Here is a 21,633-nt window from a genome sequence, read left to right as displayed (position 1 = left end):
GTGAAGGGTCGCGGTGCCGAAGAAACCTTGTGCCTATGCCGGTTGTCACAAGCTGATCGACGTGGGCGAAACATACTGCGCGGCACATGCCGGACACGACAAGGGGCATCGCGATCAGCTGTCGGACGCGCGGCGTCGGGATAAACCGTCGCGGCGCTGGTACAATCTCAAGGCGTGGCGCGGGCCGGGTGGTCGGCGGCTGCGCCAGCTTGAAGCCGAACCGCTCTGCGAACTTTGCCCGGCGTCGTCGCGTCGCGTGGCAACTGTTGCCGACCATGTTGAACCGCACCGCGAGGATCATGGGCGTTTTTGGTTCGGCAAGCTTCAATCGTTGTGCGCGCATTGCCACAACAGCAAGAAACAGCGCGAAGAAAAGCGGTCAAGGGGGGGATCGAAAGTTCAACCCGGCCCCGTCGCCGACCGGCGGGGGTAATCAGATTTTTTCGCGTGCAATTTTTAGGGGGGGGTGTCGTGGCCGATCCTGTTTCACAGATGGAACGGCTTGTGTCCCTCTTGGGCGGTTGGCCGGAACACTTTAGCGAAAAGGCTGAACGCTTCGGCGAAAGTATCCTGCAGGTGCTGGTCGCCCGGCGGACGATCGATCAGGCGGTGTTCGGCCTGGTCGTGCGCTACGCGGAACACCGCGCCGCGTTCGACCGGCTGTCGCAGGAAATCGCCGCTGAAGATTTCGAGGCGTCGGCGGCGAACTATCTGTCGGGAAAGGAACAGCGTCGGGCCTTCCATGAAAACCGGCTGGCCGCGCTGGAAACGCAGCTGCTGGCGACGCCGTATGCGCGCGCTAAGTCGGGCGAGAAAGTCCAGACGGATTTCCTGGCGCTTCTGGACGAGTCGCCCGATCCCGATGACGGCGGGAAGGAAACGCCGGATGCGGACGGGAAGCGGCGCATCGTGCCGTTCGAGCCGATTGCCCGAAAGGGACGCGGTAGCGGTTCCGCGTGATGCGGGATGCAGCTTTGGAAACCCCGATCACGCTGCGCGCGATGGATTGGGTCGAAGCGATCCTGTCGAACAAGGTTCCATCCTGTCGGCGGGTGAAGCTGGCCTGCAAGCGGTTCAAAAAGGATCTGAAGCGGGCCGGGACAGACGGGTTTCCGTATGTGTTCGACGTGGAGTCGTCCGAGCACATGTGCGCGTTCCTGGAAGCGTTGCCGCATACGGAAGGGCAATGGGCGGCGCGGGGCGAGACGATCAACCTGATCGGCTGGCAGGCGTTCATGATTTCGCAGATCGGCGGCTGGCGGCACATGATCACCGGCCTGCGCCGGTTCCGCACGGTCTACATCGAAGTGCCGCGAAAGAACGGCAAGTCGACTCTGCTGGCGGGCGTGGGGCTGTATTTTCTGTGCGTCGATGGGGAGCCTGGCGCGAAGGTCTACTCGGCGGCGTCATCGTCGGATCAGGCGCGCGAGGTGTTCGACCGCGCCCGCGCGATCGCGCTTGCGGAAATGCCGGACGGCACTACGCTCGACACGCGGCTGAACCTGAAGGTCGAGCAACACAAGATCAAGACAACGGACGTGGCGGCAATGTTCCGGCCCGTTGCCAGCCAAACGAAATCGAAGGACGGCAAGAACCCGCATTGTGCGATCATCGACGAATTGCACGAACATGAAAAACGCGATGTCTGGGACTCGATGGATCAGGCGATGGGGTCGCGCGAACAGCCGCTATTGATCGCGATCACCACGGCAGGCCACAACACGGCAGGCATCTGTTACGAACAGCGCAAATACTTGCAGCGCGTCCTTGACGGCGTGTTCGATGACGAAACTTATTTCGGCCTGATTTTTGAGGCCGACGAAGGCGACGAACCGGGCGATCCTGAAACCTGGGCGAAAGCGAATCCTAGCATCGGGATCGCAAAGTCGCAGGACTACATGCGGCAACAATGGGTGAAGGCATCGGCCAGCCCGGCGGCGATGGGCGAGTTCCTTCGCAAGCATCTGAACGTCTGGACAAGCGTAGGCGCGGCGGCGCTGGACATGGACGCATGGCGGGCGGGTGAAAAGCTGGCGGTGCCGATGCTGAAGGTGGCGGGGCGCAAGGCGTTCATCGGGGTTGACCTGGCGACGCGCCTTGATCCCGCCAGTGTCGTTCTGCATGTGCCGGATGACGATCTGCATCGGCTCTACAGTTGGCATTTCCTGCCGCACAAGATTGTCGAGACGGAAGGCAACGAACACCTTGCCGGGTGGTATCGCGAAGGGTTCCTGCATTCGACGCCGGGGGCAGAACTGAACCTGAACATCGTTGAATCTCTGGTCGATCATCTGGCGGGTGTCGGAGATGGGGCCTGGGGCTGGGCTGATCTGCCAAGCTTCGAAGTCGAGATGGTCGTTTATGACGCCATGTTCGCGGCGCAGATGGCGGCGAATTGGGAAGCCAAGGGGATCAACGCCGTCGAATTGCGATCAAGGGCGGCAAACCTGAATGAGCCGTTTCAGAAACTGATCGCGCGGGTCGATGACGGGCGCGTGATCAACGATGGCAATCCGGTTCTGACCTGGATGGCGGGCAACACTCTGATGCGGCAGGTGCAGGGCGGGGATTACATATTTCCGGGCAAGCTGGCCCCGGAAGACAAGATCGACGGGATCGTTGCCGCCTGCAATGCGATGTGGCCGATCCTGCAGGTCGCAGACAGCGAGGGAAAAGGCGTCGTGACACAAGGATTCGTTGATGTTTGATCGTCTATTCGGAAACCGGGCGACGGCTGCAGAGGCGGTGCGCGCCGAACCCGTCCTGAAGCGGGATGAAGAACGCCGCCCGGCGAACCTGCAATCGGGCGCATCGTTCGAGGAATGGCAAGAGTTTTTCCCGTTCCTGGGCGCGTCATCGGTCAACCGGGACACGGCGATGAAGCTGGTCGCGAATTATGCCTGCGTCACGTTGCTTGCCGGGACGATCGGAACGATGTCGGTGCGCGTCGTGCAGAAAAACGACCGGGGCGGGACGGATGTTCTGTCGGGGCATCCGGTTCACGCGCTGGTCAATGACGAACCGTCGCCGATGTGGTCGCCTGAAGTGTTTTTCGAGGGTATCGGTGCGGTCGCGTTCCTCGACGGGAATTCCTATGCGGAGATCGCGCGAAACCGGCGCGGTGAAGTGGTCGAGCTGCGCCCGATGTTCGATGCGCGGGTGAAGCCGTTCAAGAAAGCCCGCGACCTGTTCTATTCCGTGACAGAAGACGGGGAGACGCGCGGCTATGTGCAGGATGACGTTCTTCATCTGCGCGGTTCGGCGACTATGCAGGGATTCGAGGCGCTTTCGCCGCTGAAATGCTTTGCCCGGTCGATCGGGATCGGTCTGCAGGCCGACGAATACGCGGAAAAGTTCTACAAACAGGGCGTCAATCCGCCGGGCTATATCTCGTTTGAAGGCCGGGTCGATGAACAGATGGCGAATGAGATTCGCGAATACTGGACGAAGAAATTCGGCGGTGTCGCGAATTCGCACATTCCGGCGGTGCTTTCGGAAAAAGGAATGTTTCACAAGCTGGTCACGGACCCGGAAACGGCGCAGCTGTTCCAGTCGCGCAGCTTTCAGGTTCTGGACGTGGCGCGGGCCTACGGTGTTCCGCCCCATCTGATCGGAGAAACCGATAAATCGACCAGCTGGGGGACCGGGATCAACGCGCAGACGGCGCAGTTCTACATCCTTGGCCTGCGCCGCCATGTGAAGCGGTTCGAGACGGAACTTTCGCGCAAGCTTTTGACGCGCGAGGAACGCCGCCAAGGGATTTCGGTCGAAATCAACATGGATTCGCTTTTGCGGGCCGACCTGGCGGCACGATACGACGCGCACAAGGTCGCGGTCGGCGGAACGCAGCATCCGGCATGGCTGACCGTCAATGAGGTCCGCGAAATGGAAGGCCGGACGAAATCCGACGATCCTGAAGCCGACAAACTCTATCGCCCGGTCGCGAAATCGACCGGAACCGACGCAGGCGAGGATCAAGGCGGCGGATCGTCTGCGCCGCAACCGGGAACGCCGCTGTTCCAGACAAGCCGCGAGGGGCAGGAATGAAATTCAACGAAATCATCGCGCGGGCTTTCCGCGCCAAGGACGGGCAACGCGCAGCGTTGAAGGTTCGGAACGCCGAGGAAGATGGGTCGGTCGAGGTTCTTCTGTATGACCAGATCGGGTTCTGGGGGATCACGGCAGAGGAATTCAAGCGCGAACTGAACGCGATCGATGCCGACACTATTCACCTTCGCATCGACAGCCCCGGCGGCGACGTGTTCATGGCCCGCGCGATGAAAACCGCGCTTGAACAGCACAAGGCGAAGGTCATCGCGCATGTTGACGGTCTGGCGGCGTCGGCGGCGTCCTACATCATGCTTGGCGCAGATGAAATCGAGGTCGCGAAAGGCGCGTTCATCATGATTCACAACGCCTGGATGATCACGCTGGGCGACACGCGCGATCACGCCGCGTCGGCGCAGATGCTGGACAAGATCGACGGGTCGATCCGCGCCGACTATGCGCAGAAAACCGGCAAGCCCGCCGAAGAATTCCGTCAGTTGATGGACGATGAAACCTGGCTCGATGCCGATGAAGCGCTGGAAATGGGGCTGATTGATCGGGTCTATGAAAAGGACGGCGGCGCGGAAAACCGTTTCGATGTGTCGATCTTCGAAAACGCGCCGGACGCGCTGACGAAGCCCGCCGAACCGGAACCGGATTGGGCGGCGACTATTGCCGCGCATCAGCGCAGACTCGAGTTCTTCGAGCGCTGCGCGCCCTGAGCGCGGTCTATCCCGCAACGTGAACCGGCCCGCCCCTGGCGGGCCTTTTTTATGGACGAAACAGGAGAAACCCCATGTCCAAAATCAAACAGCTGCGCGAGAAGCGCGACGCAAAGGCCAAAGAGGCCCGCAACATCCTGGACGATGAGACCGGCACGTTCGATAAGGCCGCATCGGAAAGGGTAGATGCGATCTATGCCGAAATCGACCTGATCGACAAACAGATCGTGCAGGCGCAGCGCCTGCTTGATGACGAGGCCCGCCTGCAGTCCGAAGCCGACGATCCCGACACGCCGTCGAACGGCAATGGCGGCGGTCTGCCGGGCCTGCCGGGGGACGAAGTGCGGCAACGGGTGTTCGACGCTTTCCTTCGCAACGGTCAGCGCGGCGTGAACAGCCTGCCCGAAGATGTTCTGGCGGCGTATTCGCGCGACGTGCAGAACGCGCAATCGACCGGCACCGACAGCGAAGGCGGCTATCTTGTGCCGACCGGGTTCGGCGGTCAGCTTCTGGAAAAAATGAAGGCCTATGGCGGCATCCGCAACCGCGCCACGGTGATCAGCACCGAATCCGGCAACGTGATCCCGTGGCCGACCGTCGATGAAACGTCCGAGGAAGGCGAATGGATCGATGAAAACGACTCCGCGAACGATGGCGACATCACGTTCAACACGGTGTCCATCGCCGCGCACAAGGCGTCGTCGCGGGTCGTGACGGTGCCGATCGAACTGCTGCAGGATTCCGGTATCGGCAACCTGGAATCCATGATCGGCTCGATGCTGGCAACGCGCCTGTCGCGCACAACGAACAAGGGCTTCACGGTCGGCAACAACGTGGGCAAGCCGAACGGCGCGATCACCGCGTCGGCCCTGGGTCATACCACGGCGGCGGGCCTGACGGATTCGTTCGGCTGGGATGATCTGGTCGAGTTGGAACATTCGCTCGATCCCGCCTATCGCCGCAACGCGACCTGGCAGTTCAACGACGCGGTTCTGAAGACGGCGAAACTGATGAAGGACTCGGACGGTCGCCCGATCTGGATGCCGGGCGTTTCGAACCAAGCGCCGGCGGAAATCCTGGGCTATGAATACGACATCAATCAGGACATGGCCGCGCCTGCCGCTGGCGCCCGCTCGATCGGTTTCGGCGACTTTTCCAAGTACCTGATCCGCGACGTGATGAACATCACGCTGTTCCGGTTCACGGACTCGGCCTACGCGAAGAAAGGTCAGGTCGGGTTCCTAGCCTGGTTGCGCACCGATGGCGAACTGATCGACGCGTCGAACGAGTCGATCCGCCACATGCTGCAAGCCGCCGCCTGATCGGCGTCGCTGACTGAAACCGCGCCCGGCCCGGCGATCTGGCCGGGCGCTTTCATTTTCTAGGGGGCCGTGAAATGGCGAAGAAACCGACGAAAAAAGCCGATGTCGCGGCTGACGATCAAGCGCAGGCCGCGACGGTGGTGGCGTTCGAGTATTTCGAGCGCGAGAATGAAGCGACAGGTGAAACGCTGCAGGATTGGCGGCGTCTGGAACTGTCCGAAGATGAATTCGAGGCGTTGCCCGCCGACACGAACATTCGCCGCGGCGTGTTCGTGGAAATGCTGACCGGGATCGAGGGTGGACGCTTCAGCCTGAAGCCGGGGCAGAAACAGTGGATTCCGCCCCATGCCTATGAGGAATGGAAGGCGAAGGGCAAATGCAAACCGACCGACGACGATCCGCAGGTTCTGCAGGCGCTGGAAGATCGCGGGGCGGCGATGCGCGAGGCGCAGCACGGGGAAGCGCAGGCGGTGGCGAAGCTGGAAGCGGTGCGGGCCGAACTGCATGATCTGCAGCTGACGGTTCTGACCGCGCGTGATGCGCTTCAGGCGGTGCGCGAGGCGCTTCAGGCCGCGCGTGAGCGCCTTGAAGCCGACATCGCGGATGATGACGCCGTGACGGACCCGAAAGCCGCCCTGAAAGACGTGCAGGCGCTTCAAAAGGATCTGCAAGCGGTTCTGAAGGTTCTGCCCGATGTCGTGATGACGGCACCGGAGCCTGACGGCGCGACAGCGTAAGGGGCCGGGCAAATGTGGCTGGAAAGGGCATCAGGCGTGACGCAGCGTCTGATCGATCTTGCGGATGCAAAGGCATATCTGCGCGTTCTCGATGATGACGGGGATTTCGACGCCGAAATCGAACGCGCGATCGATGCGGCGTCGGCGTTCCTGAACGTCGATGATGACGGGTTCGGCGGCTTGGGGTTTCCCATCGTCGCGGAATCCTGGATCGTGCGGGATCGCGGGTTCACGTCCGATGTTCTTTCCCTGCCATTCCAGCGCGTGACGGCGGTTGAGTCCGTTGCCTACACCGACGCGCAGGGCGTGGCGCAGACCATGCCCGCCGAAGATTACCTGTTGACCAAGCGCGGGCGGCGGTTCTGTCTTGTACCGATGCCCGGCAAGTGCTGGCCCGGCGTGGGGACCGCGCCCGATGCGGTCCGCATCACGTTCACGGCGGGGTTTGCCAATGTCGAGGCCGTGCCGGATGACATCAAGGCGGCGGCGCGGCTGTTGATCGGGCATTTCTATGAAAACCGGCTTGCGGTCGGCGACGCGGCGATGTCGCGGGAAATCGCGCTTGGGGTTGATCGTCTGACGGCGCGGTATCGCCGCATCTGCGTTTGAGGTCCGGCATGAACCCGGCGGACCTTGATCAGATCATCGGTTTCGAGCGTTCGGAAGCGGCGGCGCGGAACGGATTCAACGAACCGCAAAGCGGCTGGCGCAGGCTGTTCACGACATATGCCAAGCGCGAGGATGTGCGCGACGCGGAGAAAGTCGCGGCTGGGTCGCAGCTGGGGGCGCTGGTCGCGCGGTTCGTCGTGCGCAGCGGCCCGAAAACGCGCAATCTGACATCCGAAGATCGCCTGATTACGTCGCCGGTCTGGAATGAGGCGGGCGAACTGCAATCGGGCCGGGCGTGGAACATCAAGGGCATCAAGCGGGCGCGGCGTGGACGGCATGAAGCGTTGGAACTGACGGCGGTGCGCGTGCATGAAACCTAAAATGAAGGTCGAGGGCTTTAAGGACGCTGAACGCGCCCTGATGCAGTTGCCGAAGGCCACGGCGAAAGCGACGGTGCGACGCATCCTGAAGAAAGCGGCGCAGCCGATTGCCGATGCGGGCCGGGCGAACGCGCCGTCGCGCGAAGGCAACCTGAAGGCCAGTTACGGCGTCGGAACGCGCCTGACAAAACGGCAGGGCCGCATGAGCCGCAAGGAAAGCGAAGTCGAGGTTTACGTCGGGCCGAACGATCCGGCGGCGGTGCAGACGGAATTTGGCAACAATCATCAAGTTGCCGAACCGCATCTGCGCCCGGCCTGGGATTCCGAGCGGCGCGGGGCGCTCGACACGATCAAGTCCGAGCAGATGGCGGAAATCGAAAAATCGGTCGCGCGGTATGCCAAGCGGCAGGCAAAGGCGGGGCGCAAGTGATGGAAGAAGAACTGACCGTTCTGATCCTGGATGACGCGAACGTATCGTCGTTCGTCGGGGATCGGGTGCATTGGCTGCGCCAGCCGCAATCGGTGAAGGTCTTTCCGCATTTGAACCTGCAGGTCATTTCCGACCCGCGATCATATCACATGAAAGGTCCGTCCGGCGTGGTCAAAACGCGCATTCAAGCGGACGTTCGGGCGGAAACCTACGGCACCGCAAAGCTGACGATCCGGGCGCTTTATGCGCGTTTGTCGGGGTTCAAGGGCCTGCGCGGATCGATCGAGTTCATGGGAATTTTCGTCAGCGCGGGTCGCGATCTGAACGAAGAAACGGCGGAATCGGAACGCCAGCTGTTCCGAATTTCCGCCGATCTTGAAATCAGCTGGAAAGAGACGGGAGTCTGAAATGAGTGATGGAATGATCGGCTTTGGCACCGAATTGCATCGGTCGAGCGACGAAGGCGCGACGTACAACGATACGGGCATGGAGGTGAAGGAAATCAGCCCGCCGAACATGTCGAAAGACACGGTTGACGTGACGCACATGAAGTCGCCGAACCGCTTTCGCGAGTTCATCGCAAGCCTGCGCGACGGCGGCGAATTCAGCCTGGTCGTGAACTATGTCACGGGCGATGACACCGGGATTGCGGACCTGATGGCCGACTTTGCCAGCGACGACGCGGGCTATTACAAGATCGTGTTTCCCGACACGACCGAATGGGAGTTCCGCGCCCATATCACGGAACCCGAATTCGGCGTTCCGCTGGAAGAGGAAATCGAGGTCACGTTTACCGGCAAAGTGACCGGCGAACCCGTCCTGACCCTGGCGGCGGCGGCGTAACATGTCGAACGCGGTGAAAGGTAAGGTCGATTTCACATCGGGCGGCGAGGGCTATTCCCTGCAGTTCACGACAAACGGGATGTGCGCGCTGGAAGAAGAGTCCGGCGAAACGATGATGGCGTTCATTCAGCGCCTGGAGCGCAACGCGGAAACCGACATGTCGATGCAGGACGTGCGGATTCTGTTCTGGGCGGGCCTGCAGGAACATCATGAAGGCATCACGTTGAAAGAGGCCGGGCGGGTGATGACCGGCGTGGACGGCGGTTTCACGGGTGCGGTCGCGCTCTATGAGCGCGCGTTGCAGCTGGCCTTTCCCGATGCGGTCGAGGGACAGGGCGACGCGCCGGGAAAGGCGAAGGGGAAAGGCCCGCAATAGACTGGGCGGGCCTTTTGGCATCGTGGACAGAGGCCGGGCAGGACCCGGCCCTGTTCTGGCATCTGACGCTTCGCGAAATCAAGATCGTGATGACCGGCGCGGCGCGGCGGATCGAACGCGAGGTCATGCAGAGCGAGGTCAACGCATGGCTTGGCGCGAGGCTGGTCATGATCGGCTATCACAAGCCGAAGAAATTCCCGAAATTCAGCGCGGTTTCGTCTGTGAAAACCAAACGGCGCGAACAGTCCTGGAAGCAACAGAAGGCGCTGGTCGAGGCGCTTAACGCCGCGTTCGGCGGGAAGGTCATTCGCAAATGAGCAGTTCGGTCATCGGTGCGCTGCGCGTCATCCTGGGGATGGATAGCGCCGCATTCAACAACGGCGTCGGCGAAGCGCAAAAGCGCATGGCCGGGCTGCAGAAGCGCATGAAACGCATGTCGCAGAGCATGACCAAAATCGGCCGGAACATGTCGCTTGCGCTGACCGGCCCGCTTGTCGGTGCTGCCTACAAGTCGGTTGCGGCGCAGAAGGCGCAGGAACAAGCGATTGCCAAGGTCGAAGCCGGGCTTGCCAGCATGGGGCAGACGGCGGGTTTCACGTCGCAGGAACTGCAGAAAATGGCGTCTGGTCTGCAGGAAGGGACGCTGTTCGGCGACGAAGATATTCTGTCAAAGGTGACTGCGAACCTTCTGACCTTTGGCAACGTGCAAGGCGACGTGTTCACGCGGGCGCAGGCGCTGGCGCTCGATCTGTCGGCGCTGTTGGGGCAGGACCTGCAATCGTCAACGATCATGCTGGGCAAGGCGCTAAACGATCCGGTCAAGGGGCTGTCGGCGCTGTCGCGCGTGGGTATCCAGTTCACGAAACAGCAGGAAGATCAGATCAAGGCGATGGCGACGGCGGGCGATGTCGCCGGGGCGCAGGCGCTGATGCTGGCGGAACTTGAACGGCAATACAAAGGGCAGGCGCAGGCGCTGGCCGACACGGACTCGGGCAAGATCACGCAGGCGATGAACGCGCTTGGGGACGCATCGGAAAAGGTCGGCGCGATCATCCTGCCGATTCTTGCCGATCTGGCCGGGTATCTGAAGCGGGCGGCAGAGCGGTTTCAGAACCTGTCGCCGAACGTGCAACGCCTGATCGTGGTCGGCGGTGCGCTTGCCGCCGGGCTTGGGCCGCTGATCGCGGGCTTCGGCCTTCTGATCGGGGCGATGGCCCCGCTGATCCCCGCGTTCCTGGCGCTGGTGTCGCCGATCGGGCTGGTGGTCGGCGCGGTCGCCGGGGCCGCGCTGTTGATCTGGCGGAATTGGGATGGTCTGAAACAGCGTTTTCCGGGCATCACGAACGCGATTTCTTCCTACTTGTCCGGTGTCAAACAGGGGTTTCGCAACCTTTGGGACGCTGCAAAACGCTGGATTGCAGGTGTGAAGGATATTTTCGCCGGGCTGGCGGATGGTATCGAAGCGCTGATCAAGGGGGACATCAAAGCGGCGCTGGAAGCCGGTCGCGGTGTGTTCAATTCCTTCGCCACGATGGCAAAGGATATTTTCAGAATCCTTTTCGGCGACATCGTGAACAAGGCGCTGTCGTTCGGTCGTGATGTCGTGGCAAAAATCAAGCTTGGTCTCGATGAGCGCTGGCCGGGTCTGACGAACAAGATCACGACCGCGATGAACACGTTCAAAAACGCTTTCGACACCGGACTCGCCACGGTGACGCGCATTTTCGGGGATCTTCTGGTTCACATCGGGAATGTGATGTCATGGATCGGCGATGATTTGGCGGCGTTCTTCAGCGGCGAATTTTCGACGGTCTGGCAACGCGGCGTCGATGCCGTGACTAAGTTCGGGGCCGATGTCCTGGCGGCGCTGGCGCAGCTGTTGCAAGAGGTGATCGTTAAAGCGCTCGAAATCGGTCAGGAAATCGTCAACGGCATCAAGGAAGGTCTGAAACAGAAGTGGGAGGAATTGAAGGCATATGCCGCAAGCCTTGCATCTGACCTTATGACGACTTTTCGCGGAATTTGGGGAATCAAATCGCCGTCGCGGGTGTTCATGGGTTACGGCACGAACATCGTGCAGGGCTTGGAGCGCGGGATAAAGGGCGGGCTTGGTCTAATCACAAGCGCGATGGACGCGATGACCGGGGCGTTGAACGTGGGCGGTCTGAAATCCGAGGCCGAAAGCCTTGGCGACGGTCTGGAAACGCTGGGCCAGAAAGCGGCGGATTCGATGGCCAGCATCGGGGCGCGGATCGGGCAGGCGATCGGGCAGGCCGGGTCGCTGAAAGGGGCGCTGGCGGGCGTTCTGAAGGTGCTGGGCGATGTCCTGATCAAACAGGGGCAGGCTGCAATCGGCGGCGCGGGCGGTGGCAGTTTCTTCGGGTCGCTGTTGTCTGGCGCGATTGGCGGGTTGTTAGGCTTCGCCGATGGCGGTTCCTTCAACGTGGGCGGCGTCGGCGGGATCGACAGTCAGGTTGTCGCGTTCCGGGCCAGCCCGAACGAACATGTCAGCATCACCAAGCCGGGACAGGGCATGTCGGCGATGCCGCCCCTGGTCTATGCGCCGCAGATCGACGCGCGGGGCGCAGATGCGGGCGCGGTCGCGCGGATCGAGGCGCAACAACAGCGGATGCAGGCTGAATTTCCGGCGCGGGTGGTCGAGGCGTACCGCGTGGCGCAAAAGCGGAGGCAGTTGCCATGACGATTCAATTTCCGCGCACCGACATCATCGACGGGCTGAAGATCGTGGACGGGGCGCTGCAGCCCATGTGGCGGCACGATTATTCAGCGTCGCCCGCGCGAACGATCGTTAAGGACCTTGCCCCGATGCTGTGGCGGGCGACATACCGCACCGCGCCGATGACGCATACTGAGGCCGCAGAGGTCGAGACGGACCTTTTGACGTTGCAGGGCGGGATCAAGCTGTTCGAAGGGTACGACCCGCGTCGGCCCTTGCCATTGGACAACGAAGTGGACGCGCTGGACGGTGTGACTGTTTTCGTTATCAGCGCGGATCGCCTGCGCTTGCGTTTGACCGGGGTTCCGGTCGGGTTCAAGATCACGAAAGGCGACTATGTTTCGATCAATGACGGGACAAACCTGTTCCTGATCCGCGCCGCCACGACAGCGCCGATTGCGAACGCGGCGGGCGAGTCGGGGTGGTTCGACATCGCCCCGGCGCTGCATCCTTCGATCACTGTCGGAATGCCGGTCAAGCTGCGCTTTCCCTGCGCGCGCTTCATGCTCGATCCCGGCGGCGTGTCCCGGCAGGCGACGGGCATCTTCGAAGAAACCATTTCCATCAGCGCAACGCAGGTCATCGAATGAAACAAGGTATTCCGCCGGAGGTCATCGCGGCGCTGAAATCCCGTGCCGTGCGGGCGCGTGACATGGTGTCGTTCACGGTGCGGGACTCTGACACCGGCGATCCCGTGACACGGCATTACTGGTCGGACGTTGGACAAGCGTCGCTTAACGTGATCAACCCGACATCGCAGCTTGTCGAGACGCGGGTTTTCAAAGGCGCGGGCGGGCTGATTTCGGTGTCCGACATCCCGCAGGTTTCGAACCTGACCGTCCAGCCCGTGATGATCGAAATCAGTCATTTGGCGGACACGGCGCAGCTTGTGCGGGAACTGGACGCCAAACAGGGCCGGGTCGAAATTTTCCGGGGCGTTTTCGCGGTGGATTCGCTGTTGCAGATCGCGCCCGCCCGCGCCCGGTTCATCGGTTTCATAGACGAAGCGGATGTCGAGGAGTCGACAGAAACCGAGCCGGGCAAGATCACGCTGAATTGCGTGTCGCATCTTCAGGAAATTACGCGGTTCAACCCGGCAACGCGTTCGAACGCCTATCAGCAACGCCGCGCGCCGGGCGACGATTTCCGCAAGCATGTCGCGGTCGTGGGGACCTGGGAACAGCGATGGGGGGAAGCCTGATGATCCGACACGCGACCCGGCGGGACGTGCCGGAGATGGTGCGCATGGGGCAGGATTTCGTCGCGACTTGCGGCGTTCCCCTGCCGTTCGATCCGGTCTATGCGACGCATGTTCTGAATGCGCAGATCGACGCCGAAGATCGCCTGGCGTTTGTGCTGCATCTGCACGGTCGCGCCGTGGGCATGTTGTGCGCCTGCGTCGTGACATCGCCGCTGGCCCCGGCGCTGTTCGCGCAAGAACAGGTTTTCTGGATCGATCCCGACCATCGCGGCGGCAAGTGGGCGCTTGGGTTGATCCGCGCCTATGTGACCTGGGCCAAGAAAGAGGGCTGTTTCATCGCGAGTATGTCCGCGATCGGCGACAACCGCGCGGCGGCGCTTTACGAGCGGTGCGAATTCAAGCCCGCCGACACGAATTACTTGCGGGTTTTCTAATGGCTTTTATTAGTTCTCTTGTCGCGGCAATCGGCCTTAGTGGCACTTTTATTGGGTCGCTTTTTGCAGGTGCTTTGAAAGCCGTCATTGGCATCGGTCTAAACAAGCTTGCCGCCAAACTGGCGGGCAAAAAAGGGCCGTCCGGCCCAAGCTTTTCAGTCAAGGGCGAATTGCAGCGCGGCGCGGACCTGCCGCAGTCCTATCTGACGGGTCGGGCCGGAACCGCCGGTTCGCTGGTCTACGCGAACAGCTGGGGGCAGGACGGATCGACGCCGAACGCCTATCTGACTCTCGTGATCGCGCTGTCCGATCTGCCCGTTCAAGGTCTGACCGGCATGTTTGTTGATGGATCGCCAGTCACTTTGCTCGATCCGTCCGAAGCGCATCCCGATTTTGGCATCCCGATCAGCGAATATCGAAAGAACGTCACGCGGACGCGCACCGAAACGGTTGGGACCGGCGAAAACGCTTACACTGTTTACGATGAATATGCCGATTCCGATGATTACCTTTGGGTCAAGTTCTATGACGGGACGCAGACGCAAGCAGACCCGTTCCTGATCGAAAAGGTTTCCACCGATGAAAGGCCGTGGGGTGCGTCGCATGTCGGAACGGGCGTCGCGTACGTCATTGTTACAGCCCTTTTGAACCGTGATTTGTTCAACGGGTTTCCCGCCTACATGTTCGAGGTCGAGGGTGTTCCTTTTTACGATCCATCGCGTGATAGCAGCGTCGGTGGCGTGGGTCCGCAACGCTGGGCGGACCCGTCTACCTGGGGCGGTGACGGTGATCACCTTCCTGCGGTTAAGATTTACAATCTGTTCCGTGGCATGTCGTTTGGGAACGATTGGTTCTATGGGCTTCAGGGCCTTTCGGAAGCGCAGTTGCCGGTCGATCACTGGATTACGCAGATCGAGAAATGCCGCGCCACGGTGAACGCGCAGGACGGAGATGAACCGCGCTATCGCAGCGGGGGCGAAATTGCGGTCGCAAACTCGGTGGGAGATGCGATTCAGGCGGAAATCGACGCCTGCAACGGGCGCATCGCCGAGATTGGGGGCGTGTTCAAGTTGTTCGTTGGCGGCCCCGACGCGCCGGTCAAACAGTTTTCGGATGAAGACATTCTGACAACAGAAAAGAAGTCGCTGACGCCATTCTTCGGCCTTGCAGACACGATCAACGGGGTTAGCGGAAAGTATCCGGACCCTGGGCAAGCATACCAAATAGAAACCGCGCCGCCTTTGATCCGCACCGATCTGGAAAGCCAAGACGGTGGGCGACGGCTTCTGGTCGATGTCGAGTTTGATCTTGTTCCGTATGGTGAGCAGGTCCAGCGCCTGATGTCTGAAGGTCTGGCCGAGTCCCGCCGGGCGCGGCGTCATACTCATACGTTTCCGCCTGAATTCGGGGTTTACGAGCCGGGCGACGTGCTGGAATGGGCGTCGGCTCGGAACGGTTACGAAAGCAAGCTGTTTCGAATTGACGGTATGGCGGATCGGTCAAATCTAGATGTCGTCGTGGACCTGACCGAAGTCGATCCGAGCGACAATGATTTCGACACGGGTCAGGATTACCAGCCAATAGATCAGGGTTCGATTACGCCGCCTGCATACGCGCCTATTCCCGTCAGCGATTGGGATGTTGTCGGATGGTCAGTGCCGGATGTCGGCGGCGGCGGGCGGCGTCCCGCGCTGAAGTTGATTTGGGCGGAAGGTACGCGCGGCGTCACGGCTATTTCGATCCGAGTGCGCGTAAAGTCCAATGGGGCGCTTGTCTATACTGGCACGGTACAGGACATCGAGCCGGGATTGCTTGTTTTGTCCGAAGGCATTTTGCCGGGCGTAACGTATGAAGCGCAGGCGCGTTTTAGCCCGGTAGGTAGTCGTTCGGCGATTTGGTCGGATTGGATTGAGGCAACGGCACCGGACATTCGGCCCACGCTGGCGGATCTCGATGACTCGGTTAGCGACGCAATATCGGATGCCCAGCAGGCGGCAGACGATGTGCAGGACAATCTGGACACGCTAACCGCCGGTTTCGTTGGCACGCTGGAAGACGGGTTCGACGAGGTTCGCGCCGAAGCTGAGGCTGGACTTGTGGCAATGGGACCGTCAACCTTGCGCCTGCCCCGGTCCCTGTGGGCGCGGGAAGTCCATCAATCCAGCGCGACCGTCACCAAGGGGCCGCTTACGACCGGCACGTTCCACGACGATGATCCCGATTTTGGAGAATGCTTTGAATTCGGCGGCGTCTACAATGCCAGCCTTGGCCCTGCCTATCCCCTGACGTTCGATCCGTCCAAGGTCTACAAAGTGACGGTGAAGTTCAAGGTCGTGAACGATGGCTCGCTCGGGCCGGGCGCGAACGTCCGCATCGGTGCCACGACGCAGAACGGCACGACCGTTGTACAAAGCAATTTGCAGTCTGGCGCGACAACCTTCACCATTGCCGACGGGACTCAAACCATGACGGCTTATGTGTCGGGGACGGCGGCAAAGCTGACAGCCTATGACGTACCGGCAGCGCAACAGATTGCTTTCAATTCGTCGGACGGGGCGACCGGGTGGCATCCGCACATTCGTCAGAATTCCAGCGCCAGCACCAACGGCACGATAAGCGTCGCCTCTATCGAGGTTGTGGACGTCACCGAAGCGCTGGATGCGCTTGAAGTCGCCCGTACCGAATTGTCGTCTGAAATCGCCGGAGTGAATGCCACGCTGACGGCGGATCACTATACGTCTGCCCAGGCTGACAGCGCGATATCGGCGGCGGTGACGTCGCTTGAAGCGTCCATCGACACCGACCTTGGTTTTATAGCCGGTGAGATTGACGACATCATCGGCTTGCAGGTCAGCGGATCGACCGCATTCGGCACGCTCATGTCGCAGTTGGAGGTGAACGCGGGCGGGACGTCTGCCAAAATCTCGGATTTTGCAGCGGTCGAAGCGTCCGTGGATGGGTTTTCCAGCGCGTTCACCGGACTGTCGGCGTCGACCAACGGCGGTAATATTACGGAAATCCGTCTTACGTCCTGGGCGGACCCTGACGGTTCTGGTGGTTCCCTGATCCAGATGACCGGCGATGTGCTGATCGACGGGGCAGTGAAGGCTTCCAAGCTTCAAATCGGCGACGACACGTCGAATATGTATCCCGATCCCGATATGGTCGACCCGAACGCGTATTTCGGCGGGGACGGGATTTTTTCGTCTGACTTCCAGTTTGTGTCAAACGACGAGGATGAGGCCGGGAGCGCGCTTAACTACCTGCAAATCAACAGCGGTGATAATGTCGGCACCGCTTTTTGCCCCCCTATCAAGGTGGAAGGTGGCAAGCGATACAACGTCTCGGCAACTATGGAGACGGCAGGTTCGGGTAACGCATTCGCGCAATTTGAAGTGCGTTGGTATGGCGGCGCCGACGCTACCAATATCCTGCGAACCGACGTCATCGGTGATACCAACGCGACCAATTGGGAGAAGTTCGAGGATGTTCTGACCGCCCCGGCAAATGCCAAGCGGGCACGCTTCCTGTTCTCGCAGACCCTGGCGGCAAACACGCGCAGCGCCCGGTTCTCTTCGCCGGAAATGCGCCGCGTGATCGACAAGTCTCTGGTGGGTGTCGGCTCGGGCGTCAACCTGATCGACAATAGCGACTTTCAACAAGACACCTTGCATTGGCGTACACAAACATCTGGCACGATAGGGTCGGATGCTTCTTTCCGCTTGCGTCAAGCCGGTGAGGGGTGGACCGGGGCCGATCAGCCGGTTTTGGAGATCGTATGTCATGCGGACAATACGGGCGGCGGATACGCCGAGTGGCAGGCAACCCCGTCGAGACCAGAAGGCGGAAGCTTGCTGGGCTACCTCCTAAATGGAGATACCGATTACGTCGAGGTATCGGCGCAGATATCCGCGCACCGTTGCTGGTTCCGGGTCAATGTCTACTGGTATAGCGCCGACGGGACTTACATCGGCCAAACGACCGTCGAGGACAATTCGGATGAGCAGCAGTTTTCCAGTTCTGATCCTGATAGCTGGGATCGTTTCGGTGGTGTAGTGGCGGTGCCTTCCGGTGCGCGATATGCGCGGCCCTATTTCCGCATGTATCGCACGACCAGCACGGATGCGGCGTTCCTGTTCATCCATAAACCGGTTCTGGCAGTCAGCACCAAGGGCGCGGACTTCATGCCCTACGCGCCGCGTGGTTTCACCTCGATTGACGGCGGCATCGTCAGGACCGGTACACTCATAGCCGACAGGATCAAGCTAGACGACATTACCATGACCAGCGACGGCAGCGGTAATCTGGTCATCAAGAGCGACGGTGTGGATCGGGTGCATGTTGCCGATGGTGCGGTGTCAGACGCCTTGGCGGATAGCGTGTTGGGGTTGGTTAGTTTCCCGACGACGGGTACATGGACTGAATTGATAACGGTTGCGACCGGCCCCGTCGGGCCGAGCGATCAATGGTACGCGCATTGGTTCGGATCGTTGAACGTCTCCGGTGGCGGTGGCGACACACATTTCCGTATGCGGATCAAGACCGACGGCGTTTGGTCGAGCCATCACATCATGTCCCAAACGGTCATCAACCAGCCGTCTTTCTGGCAGTACCGTTGGGCGGCTACCGTGTTCGGGGGTGATCTGGACGACATTGAGATATCGGTGTGGGGCAACCAGACATCGGCCAACAAGCTGCGCGACATTGGGCTGAAAGCAACGAAGGTGACGAAATGAAGCGGATCAAGACGTTCGTTTTTCTCGACGCCGACAAATGCGTTTATCGATGCGGTTCAGGCTACAGTGTTCCGCCCGGTGGCATAGAGGTATCTGGAAATCCGCAGGATTACGTCGGGACGCAGCTGGTCGAGACGATCGTCGAGGTTCCACCAGAAGCAATTCCGCCAGAAATGGTCAATCCTGATAATCCCAATGGTGTGGTAGTCGAGATGGTGGAGGCGTTTCTGCCGCGACCGATGTCACCTGGGGTGGTTGAGTCCGCCGACAGCTATCATGTTCTCGATTGTCCGGAAGGCACGACGATAGTCGTCTATGACACCATCGGCCACGAGGTTCTCGCCAATCTGGTCGTGGACGCTGACGGTTCCGGTCAGGAGATCGAATTTTCCGATGCAGGGGTCTATTTCGTGTCAGTGACCGCGCCCAAGCCGCATCTCCCGAATGAGACCGTCCTTAACGTCGAGGAACCGGGGTCATGACAAAACTGATTTTGACCCGGAGCGCCACCAGCAAGGCGAAGCCGTTGGAACAAGCGAAGGCGGCGGCGCTTGTTGAGGTGGGCGAGGTAATCGCAAAACTGCGTTTGCGCTATGTGACGAACCTTCCCGGTCAGGAAATGACATATCAGGAAAAAGAGGCGCAGGCGGTTGCGTTCTTGGCCGCCGACCCGGAGCCGACAGAGCCGGGTGACAGATATGGATTTGTGTTTGCGGAGGTTGGAGTAACCGCGCCAACACCCTTCGAGGTGGCGCAGGTGATCCTGAACATTGCCACGTTATTTCGGAGTGATGTTGGTCCGGCCATCGAGCGGCTGCGTCTTGCGACGGGTAAGGCCATTGGAGAGGCGACAACGCGCGATCAAATTCAATCGGTAATGGACGCTTTCGAAGCGGATGCCGAGGGTCTGTTGATCCACTAGGAGAGCAGTCAATTAAAGGCAGTTAAAGGGTGTCAATGTCGAGGGGCAGGGCGTCCAGTTCTCAAATGCGCGCCGGAGGTTTGCGCCGATGATCCACAATGGCCCTGAAACCACAGGAGGTTGAATGACGCGGACGATGGAAAAGCAATTCACGCGCGGGAACCTGATTTCAATCGTAGCGACCTTCATGACCGGCGCTGCGCTCTTTGCGGGCGGAATCAGCGCAGTCAACAGCATCGACGCCAAGACAATTCAAAACGCTCAGGCAAATACGCGGCTAGAGGATAGCTTCAGGAGTTTTTCCAGTCGCATCGAGACAAGGCTGACAGATGCGCAAACGGCGATCACGTCGCTTCAGGTGTCGGAGGCAAGGACCGCTGCACAATACGACGCGCTGAACCGGTCGATGGACGAGGTGAAGACGTCCCTGCGCGAGATCAGCACCATTCTTAGGCAAAACGGAGGCCAGCAGCCATGAAACTCATATCGAACGCAAGATCGAAAATGCGGGCGTACAGCATCTGCACGCTCATCCTGATCGCGGTGGTCTTCTATGGCCCTGAACAATACTTCGCGCTGACCGGCGAAGTGATCGACCCTTATCACGTCGGGTATGTGATGCTCTTCCTGATCGTGTTCGGCATTATCGGCTGGTTCATCGACCAGACCCTGCCCAGCATCCTACGCACTATGAAGCTGGCGGGCATCAGCGCTATCATCACGGCGGTATTGCTTTGGCTTGTTTCGGCACCAGTCTTTGCCATGAGCCCTTCTCCCCAAGAGAACGCGAACAAGAAATCCGGTTTGCCGACATGGGAGCAAACGGCGGTCTATGCCCTCCCGCTCACGAAGCAATGGGAGGGGACCGGCCCGACTTTCAAATGCTCACAGAGCAAGCGCGGCATCTGTGTTCGGGCTTATCTCGATACTGTCGCCGAACCAGACCTGCCGACCATCTGCTACGGCGAAACCAGCCATACAGGGACCCAGGTTTCCATGGGCGACGTTCGCACAATTGAGCAATGCGAGGCGGGGTTATATCGGATCATGCGAGACCTGTACTGGAAGAAGTATCGAACCGGCGTCACGATCAATCACATGTCGCCGCAGGTCGATGCGGTCTTCACCGACTTGGCCTGGAACGTCGGGCCTTACGCAGTCCTGCGGTCCTCGGCTCTGAGGAGCGCAAACCGGGGGGATTTCGCAGACGCATGCCACCGGCACACCTTTTACAATAAGTCGGGCGGCGTGTTTGTGCGTGGTTTGGCGCGCCGCCGGGCGGCTGGCTACAAGGTTTGCATGTCCGGGGTGGACGCGTGAACCAAATCACCGTCTACGCGCTCATAGCCGCGCTGCTGGCCTGCCTGGGCTTCGGTGGGGCGCTCTGGTGGCAGTCGGGCCGTGTGGCCGGTCTGGAGGCCGACAAAGCGCGTCTGGAGCGCTCCGTGCTGTCACTGGAGGCGGCCCGCGCGCAAGCCCGCACCGCGGCCCGTGTGGCGCAGGCTGAGGCAGCGCGCCAGCGCGGCCTTGCTGCCGAATACGAACAGGTCAAAGACGCTTTCCGAAAAGGAGATTTCGATGCGCCGCTTCCTGATGATTTTCGCGCTCTGCTTGACCGCATCCTGCGCGCCGAAGACTGAGATCGAGTACATCACGCCCGATGTGCCCGCCGAGCTGCGCACGCCGGTGCCGGTGCCGAAGCGCAAGGCGGAGACGCTCGCCGATGTGGGCGTGATCCTGACCGATCACGTCGAGGCGCTCGGCAAGGCCAATGGCAAGATCGTCGCGATCGACTGCATCTTGCTCGACGCCGAAAATGCGGAACCGAAAGACGGGTGTCCTCTATGACCTTCCTGATCGCCCTCTGCGCTGCCGGGGCCGTCTGGGCCCTGACCATCGAAAGCCCGCCTCTGGCGATCATTCTCGCCCTGATGGGGCTGGGACTGAGCCTGATCTAGTACAACCGATACGGTTTCTATGCGGGAAAAAGCCCGGTGGAGAGTGTCTCTGCCGGGCTTTTTGTGGGTCCACCCCGTTTGTAAGCTATTGAAATCATATGGACCCTTTCAGTGGCTTCGGGTCCATACGGGCATTGAAAACATTGAAGTTTACGGATTTTTGGTAGGCCCGGAGGGAC

25 protein-coding genes are annotated in these 21,633 nt (G+C 60.6%); all 25 read left to right on the top strand.

Going from position 1 to position 21,633, the window contains the following annotated elements:
• Positions 1-61: 61 nt before the first annotated feature.
• The 25 genes from RBB31_RS19955 to RBB31_RS19835 all read left to right on the top strand — a co-directional run bounded on the left by RBB31_RS19955 (position 62) and on the right by RBB31_RS19835 (position 21,344).
• On the top strand, positions 62-433 hold the full coding sequence (locus RBB31_RS19955; RefSeq protein WP_306131010.1) for an HNH endonuclease: 372 nt from the start codon (positions 62-64) through the stop codon (positions 431-433).
• A gap of 38 nt (positions 434-471) precedes the next feature.
• The gene (locus RBB31_RS19950) at positions 472-960 is read left to right on the top strand and encodes a hypothetical protein (protein WP_306131009.1); all 489 of its coding nucleotides are present in this window, start codon (positions 472-474) and stop codon (positions 958-960) included.
• Positions 960-2,708 (top strand): terminase large subunit, encoded by a 1,749-nt coding sequence (locus tag RBB31_RS19945; protein WP_306131008.1) that lies wholly within the window; start codon positions 960-962, stop codon positions 2,706-2,708. Before RBB31_RS19950 ends, RBB31_RS19945 begins: the two co-directional genes overlap by 1 nt.
• Positions 2,701-4,047, top strand: a complete 1,347-nt coding sequence (locus RBB31_RS19940; RefSeq protein ID WP_306131007.1) for a phage portal protein — start codon at positions 2,701-2,703, stop codon at positions 4,045-4,047. Before RBB31_RS19945 ends, RBB31_RS19940 begins: the two co-directional genes overlap by 8 nt.
• A complete protein-coding gene (locus RBB31_RS19935; protein WP_306131006.1) occupies positions 4,044-4,769 on the top strand; it encodes a head maturation protease, ClpP-related in 726 nt (241 codons plus the stop codon). Before RBB31_RS19940 ends, RBB31_RS19935 begins: the two co-directional genes overlap by 4 nt.
• Before the next feature lie 74 nt (positions 4,770-4,843).
• The gene (locus RBB31_RS19930; protein ID WP_306131005.1) at positions 4,844-6,091 is read left to right on the top strand and encodes a phage major capsid protein; all 1,248 of its coding nucleotides are present in this window, start codon (positions 4,844-4,846) and stop codon (positions 6,089-6,091) included.
• Between the two features lie 74 nt (positions 6,092-6,165).
• Positions 6,166-6,828: a hypothetical protein gene (locus RBB31_RS19925; protein WP_306131004.1), complete on the top strand. Its 663-nt coding sequence runs from the start codon at positions 6,166-6,168 to the stop codon at positions 6,826-6,828.
• Between the two features lie 36 nt (positions 6,829-6,864).
• A complete protein-coding gene (locus RBB31_RS19920; protein ID WP_306131003.1) occupies positions 6,865-7,437 on the top strand; it encodes a head-tail connector protein in 573 nt (190 codons plus the stop codon).
• A gap of 8 nt (positions 7,438-7,445) precedes the next feature.
• Positions 7,446-7,817 carry a head-tail adaptor protein gene (locus tag RBB31_RS19915; RefSeq protein ID WP_306131002.1) on the top strand — a complete coding sequence of 124 codons (372 nt, stop codon included), beginning with the start codon at positions 7,446-7,448 and terminating at the stop codon, positions 7,815-7,817.
• Positions 7,807-8,247 (top strand): HK97-gp10 family putative phage morphogenesis protein, encoded by a 441-nt coding sequence (locus tag RBB31_RS19910; protein WP_306131001.1) that lies wholly within the window; start codon positions 7,807-7,809, stop codon positions 8,245-8,247. The genes RBB31_RS19915 and RBB31_RS19910 overlap by 11 nt, the downstream gene beginning before the upstream one ends.
• Positions 8,247-8,654 (top strand): DUF3168 domain-containing protein, encoded by a 408-nt coding sequence (locus tag RBB31_RS19905; protein WP_306131000.1) that lies wholly within the window; start codon positions 8,247-8,249, stop codon positions 8,652-8,654. The genes RBB31_RS19910 and RBB31_RS19905 overlap by 1 nt, the downstream gene beginning before the upstream one ends.
• A 1-nt stretch (position 8,655) precedes the next feature.
• Positions 8,656-9,090 carry a phage tail tube protein gene (locus tag RBB31_RS19900; RefSeq protein ID WP_306130999.1) on the top strand — a complete coding sequence of 145 codons (435 nt, stop codon included), beginning with the start codon at positions 8,656-8,658 and terminating at the stop codon, positions 9,088-9,090.
• Position 9,091: 1 nt separating this feature from the next.
• On the top strand, positions 9,092-9,466 hold the full coding sequence (locus tag RBB31_RS19895) for a GTA-gp10 family protein (RefSeq protein ID WP_306130998.1): 375 nt from the start codon (positions 9,092-9,094) through the stop codon (positions 9,464-9,466).
• A gap of 14 nt (positions 9,467-9,480) precedes the next feature.
• Complete coding sequence (locus tag RBB31_RS19890) at positions 9,481-9,783, top strand: hypothetical protein (protein WP_306130997.1); 303 nt, start codon at positions 9,481-9,483, stop codon at positions 9,781-9,783.
• Entirely contained in the window at positions 9,780-12,167 is a 2,388-nt protein-coding gene (locus RBB31_RS19885; RefSeq protein WP_306130996.1) for a phage tail length tape measure family protein, read from the top strand. The genes RBB31_RS19890 and RBB31_RS19885 overlap by 4 nt, the downstream gene beginning before the upstream one ends.
• Positions 12,164-12,793: a hypothetical protein gene (locus tag RBB31_RS19880; protein ID WP_306130995.1), complete on the top strand. Its 630-nt coding sequence runs from the start codon at positions 12,164-12,166 to the stop codon at positions 12,791-12,793. The genes RBB31_RS19885 and RBB31_RS19880 overlap by 4 nt, the downstream gene beginning before the upstream one ends.
• Positions 12,790-13,404 (top strand): hypothetical protein, encoded by a 615-nt coding sequence (locus RBB31_RS19875; protein ID WP_306130994.1) that lies wholly within the window; start codon positions 12,790-12,792, stop codon positions 13,402-13,404. Before RBB31_RS19880 ends, RBB31_RS19875 begins: the two co-directional genes overlap by 4 nt.
• Positions 13,404-13,838: a GNAT family N-acetyltransferase gene (locus tag RBB31_RS19870; RefSeq protein WP_306130993.1), complete on the top strand. Its 435-nt coding sequence runs from the start codon at positions 13,404-13,406 to the stop codon at positions 13,836-13,838. Before RBB31_RS19875 ends, RBB31_RS19870 begins: the two co-directional genes overlap by 1 nt.
• Positions 13,839-13,912: 74 nt before the next feature.
• The gene (locus tag RBB31_RS19865; RefSeq protein WP_306130992.1) at positions 13,913-18,574 is read left to right on the top strand and encodes a phage tail protein; all 4,662 of its coding nucleotides are present in this window, start codon (positions 13,913-13,915) and stop codon (positions 18,572-18,574) included.
• Positions 18,571-19,056 (top strand): hypothetical protein, encoded by a 486-nt coding sequence (locus RBB31_RS19860; protein ID WP_306130991.1) that lies wholly within the window; start codon positions 18,571-18,573, stop codon positions 19,054-19,056. The genes RBB31_RS19865 and RBB31_RS19860 overlap by 4 nt, the downstream gene beginning before the upstream one ends.
• Positions 19,053-19,496 (top strand): hypothetical protein, encoded by a 444-nt coding sequence (locus RBB31_RS19855; protein ID WP_306130990.1) that lies wholly within the window; start codon positions 19,053-19,055, stop codon positions 19,494-19,496. The genes RBB31_RS19860 and RBB31_RS19855 overlap by 4 nt, the downstream gene beginning before the upstream one ends.
• Positions 19,497-19,620: 124 nt before the next feature.
• Positions 19,621-19,974 carry a hypothetical protein gene (locus tag RBB31_RS19850; protein ID WP_306130989.1) on the top strand — a complete coding sequence of 118 codons (354 nt, stop codon included), beginning with the start codon at positions 19,621-19,623 and terminating at the stop codon, positions 19,972-19,974.
• Positions 19,971-20,816, top strand: a complete 846-nt coding sequence (locus RBB31_RS19845; protein ID WP_306130988.1) for a glycoside hydrolase family protein — start codon at positions 19,971-19,973, stop codon at positions 20,814-20,816. Before RBB31_RS19850 ends, RBB31_RS19845 begins: the two co-directional genes overlap by 4 nt.
• Positions 20,813-21,136 carry a hypothetical protein gene (locus tag RBB31_RS19840; protein ID WP_306130987.1) on the top strand — a complete coding sequence of 108 codons (324 nt, stop codon included), beginning with the start codon at positions 20,813-20,815 and terminating at the stop codon, positions 21,134-21,136. The genes RBB31_RS19845 and RBB31_RS19840 overlap by 4 nt, the downstream gene beginning before the upstream one ends.
• Entirely contained in the window at positions 21,075-21,344 is a 270-nt protein-coding gene (locus RBB31_RS19835; protein ID WP_306130986.1) for a hypothetical protein, read from the top strand. The genes RBB31_RS19840 and RBB31_RS19835 overlap by 62 nt, the downstream gene beginning before the upstream one ends.
• The last annotated feature ends 289 nt before the right edge of the window (positions 21,345-21,633 follow it).

Source organism: Roseovarius sp. MMSF_3350 (genome assembly GCF_030733425.1).
GTDB lineage: Bacteria > Pseudomonadota > Alphaproteobacteria > Rhodobacterales > Rhodobacteraceae > Roseovarius.
This window is presented reverse-complemented; position numbering and strand designations above follow the sequence as displayed.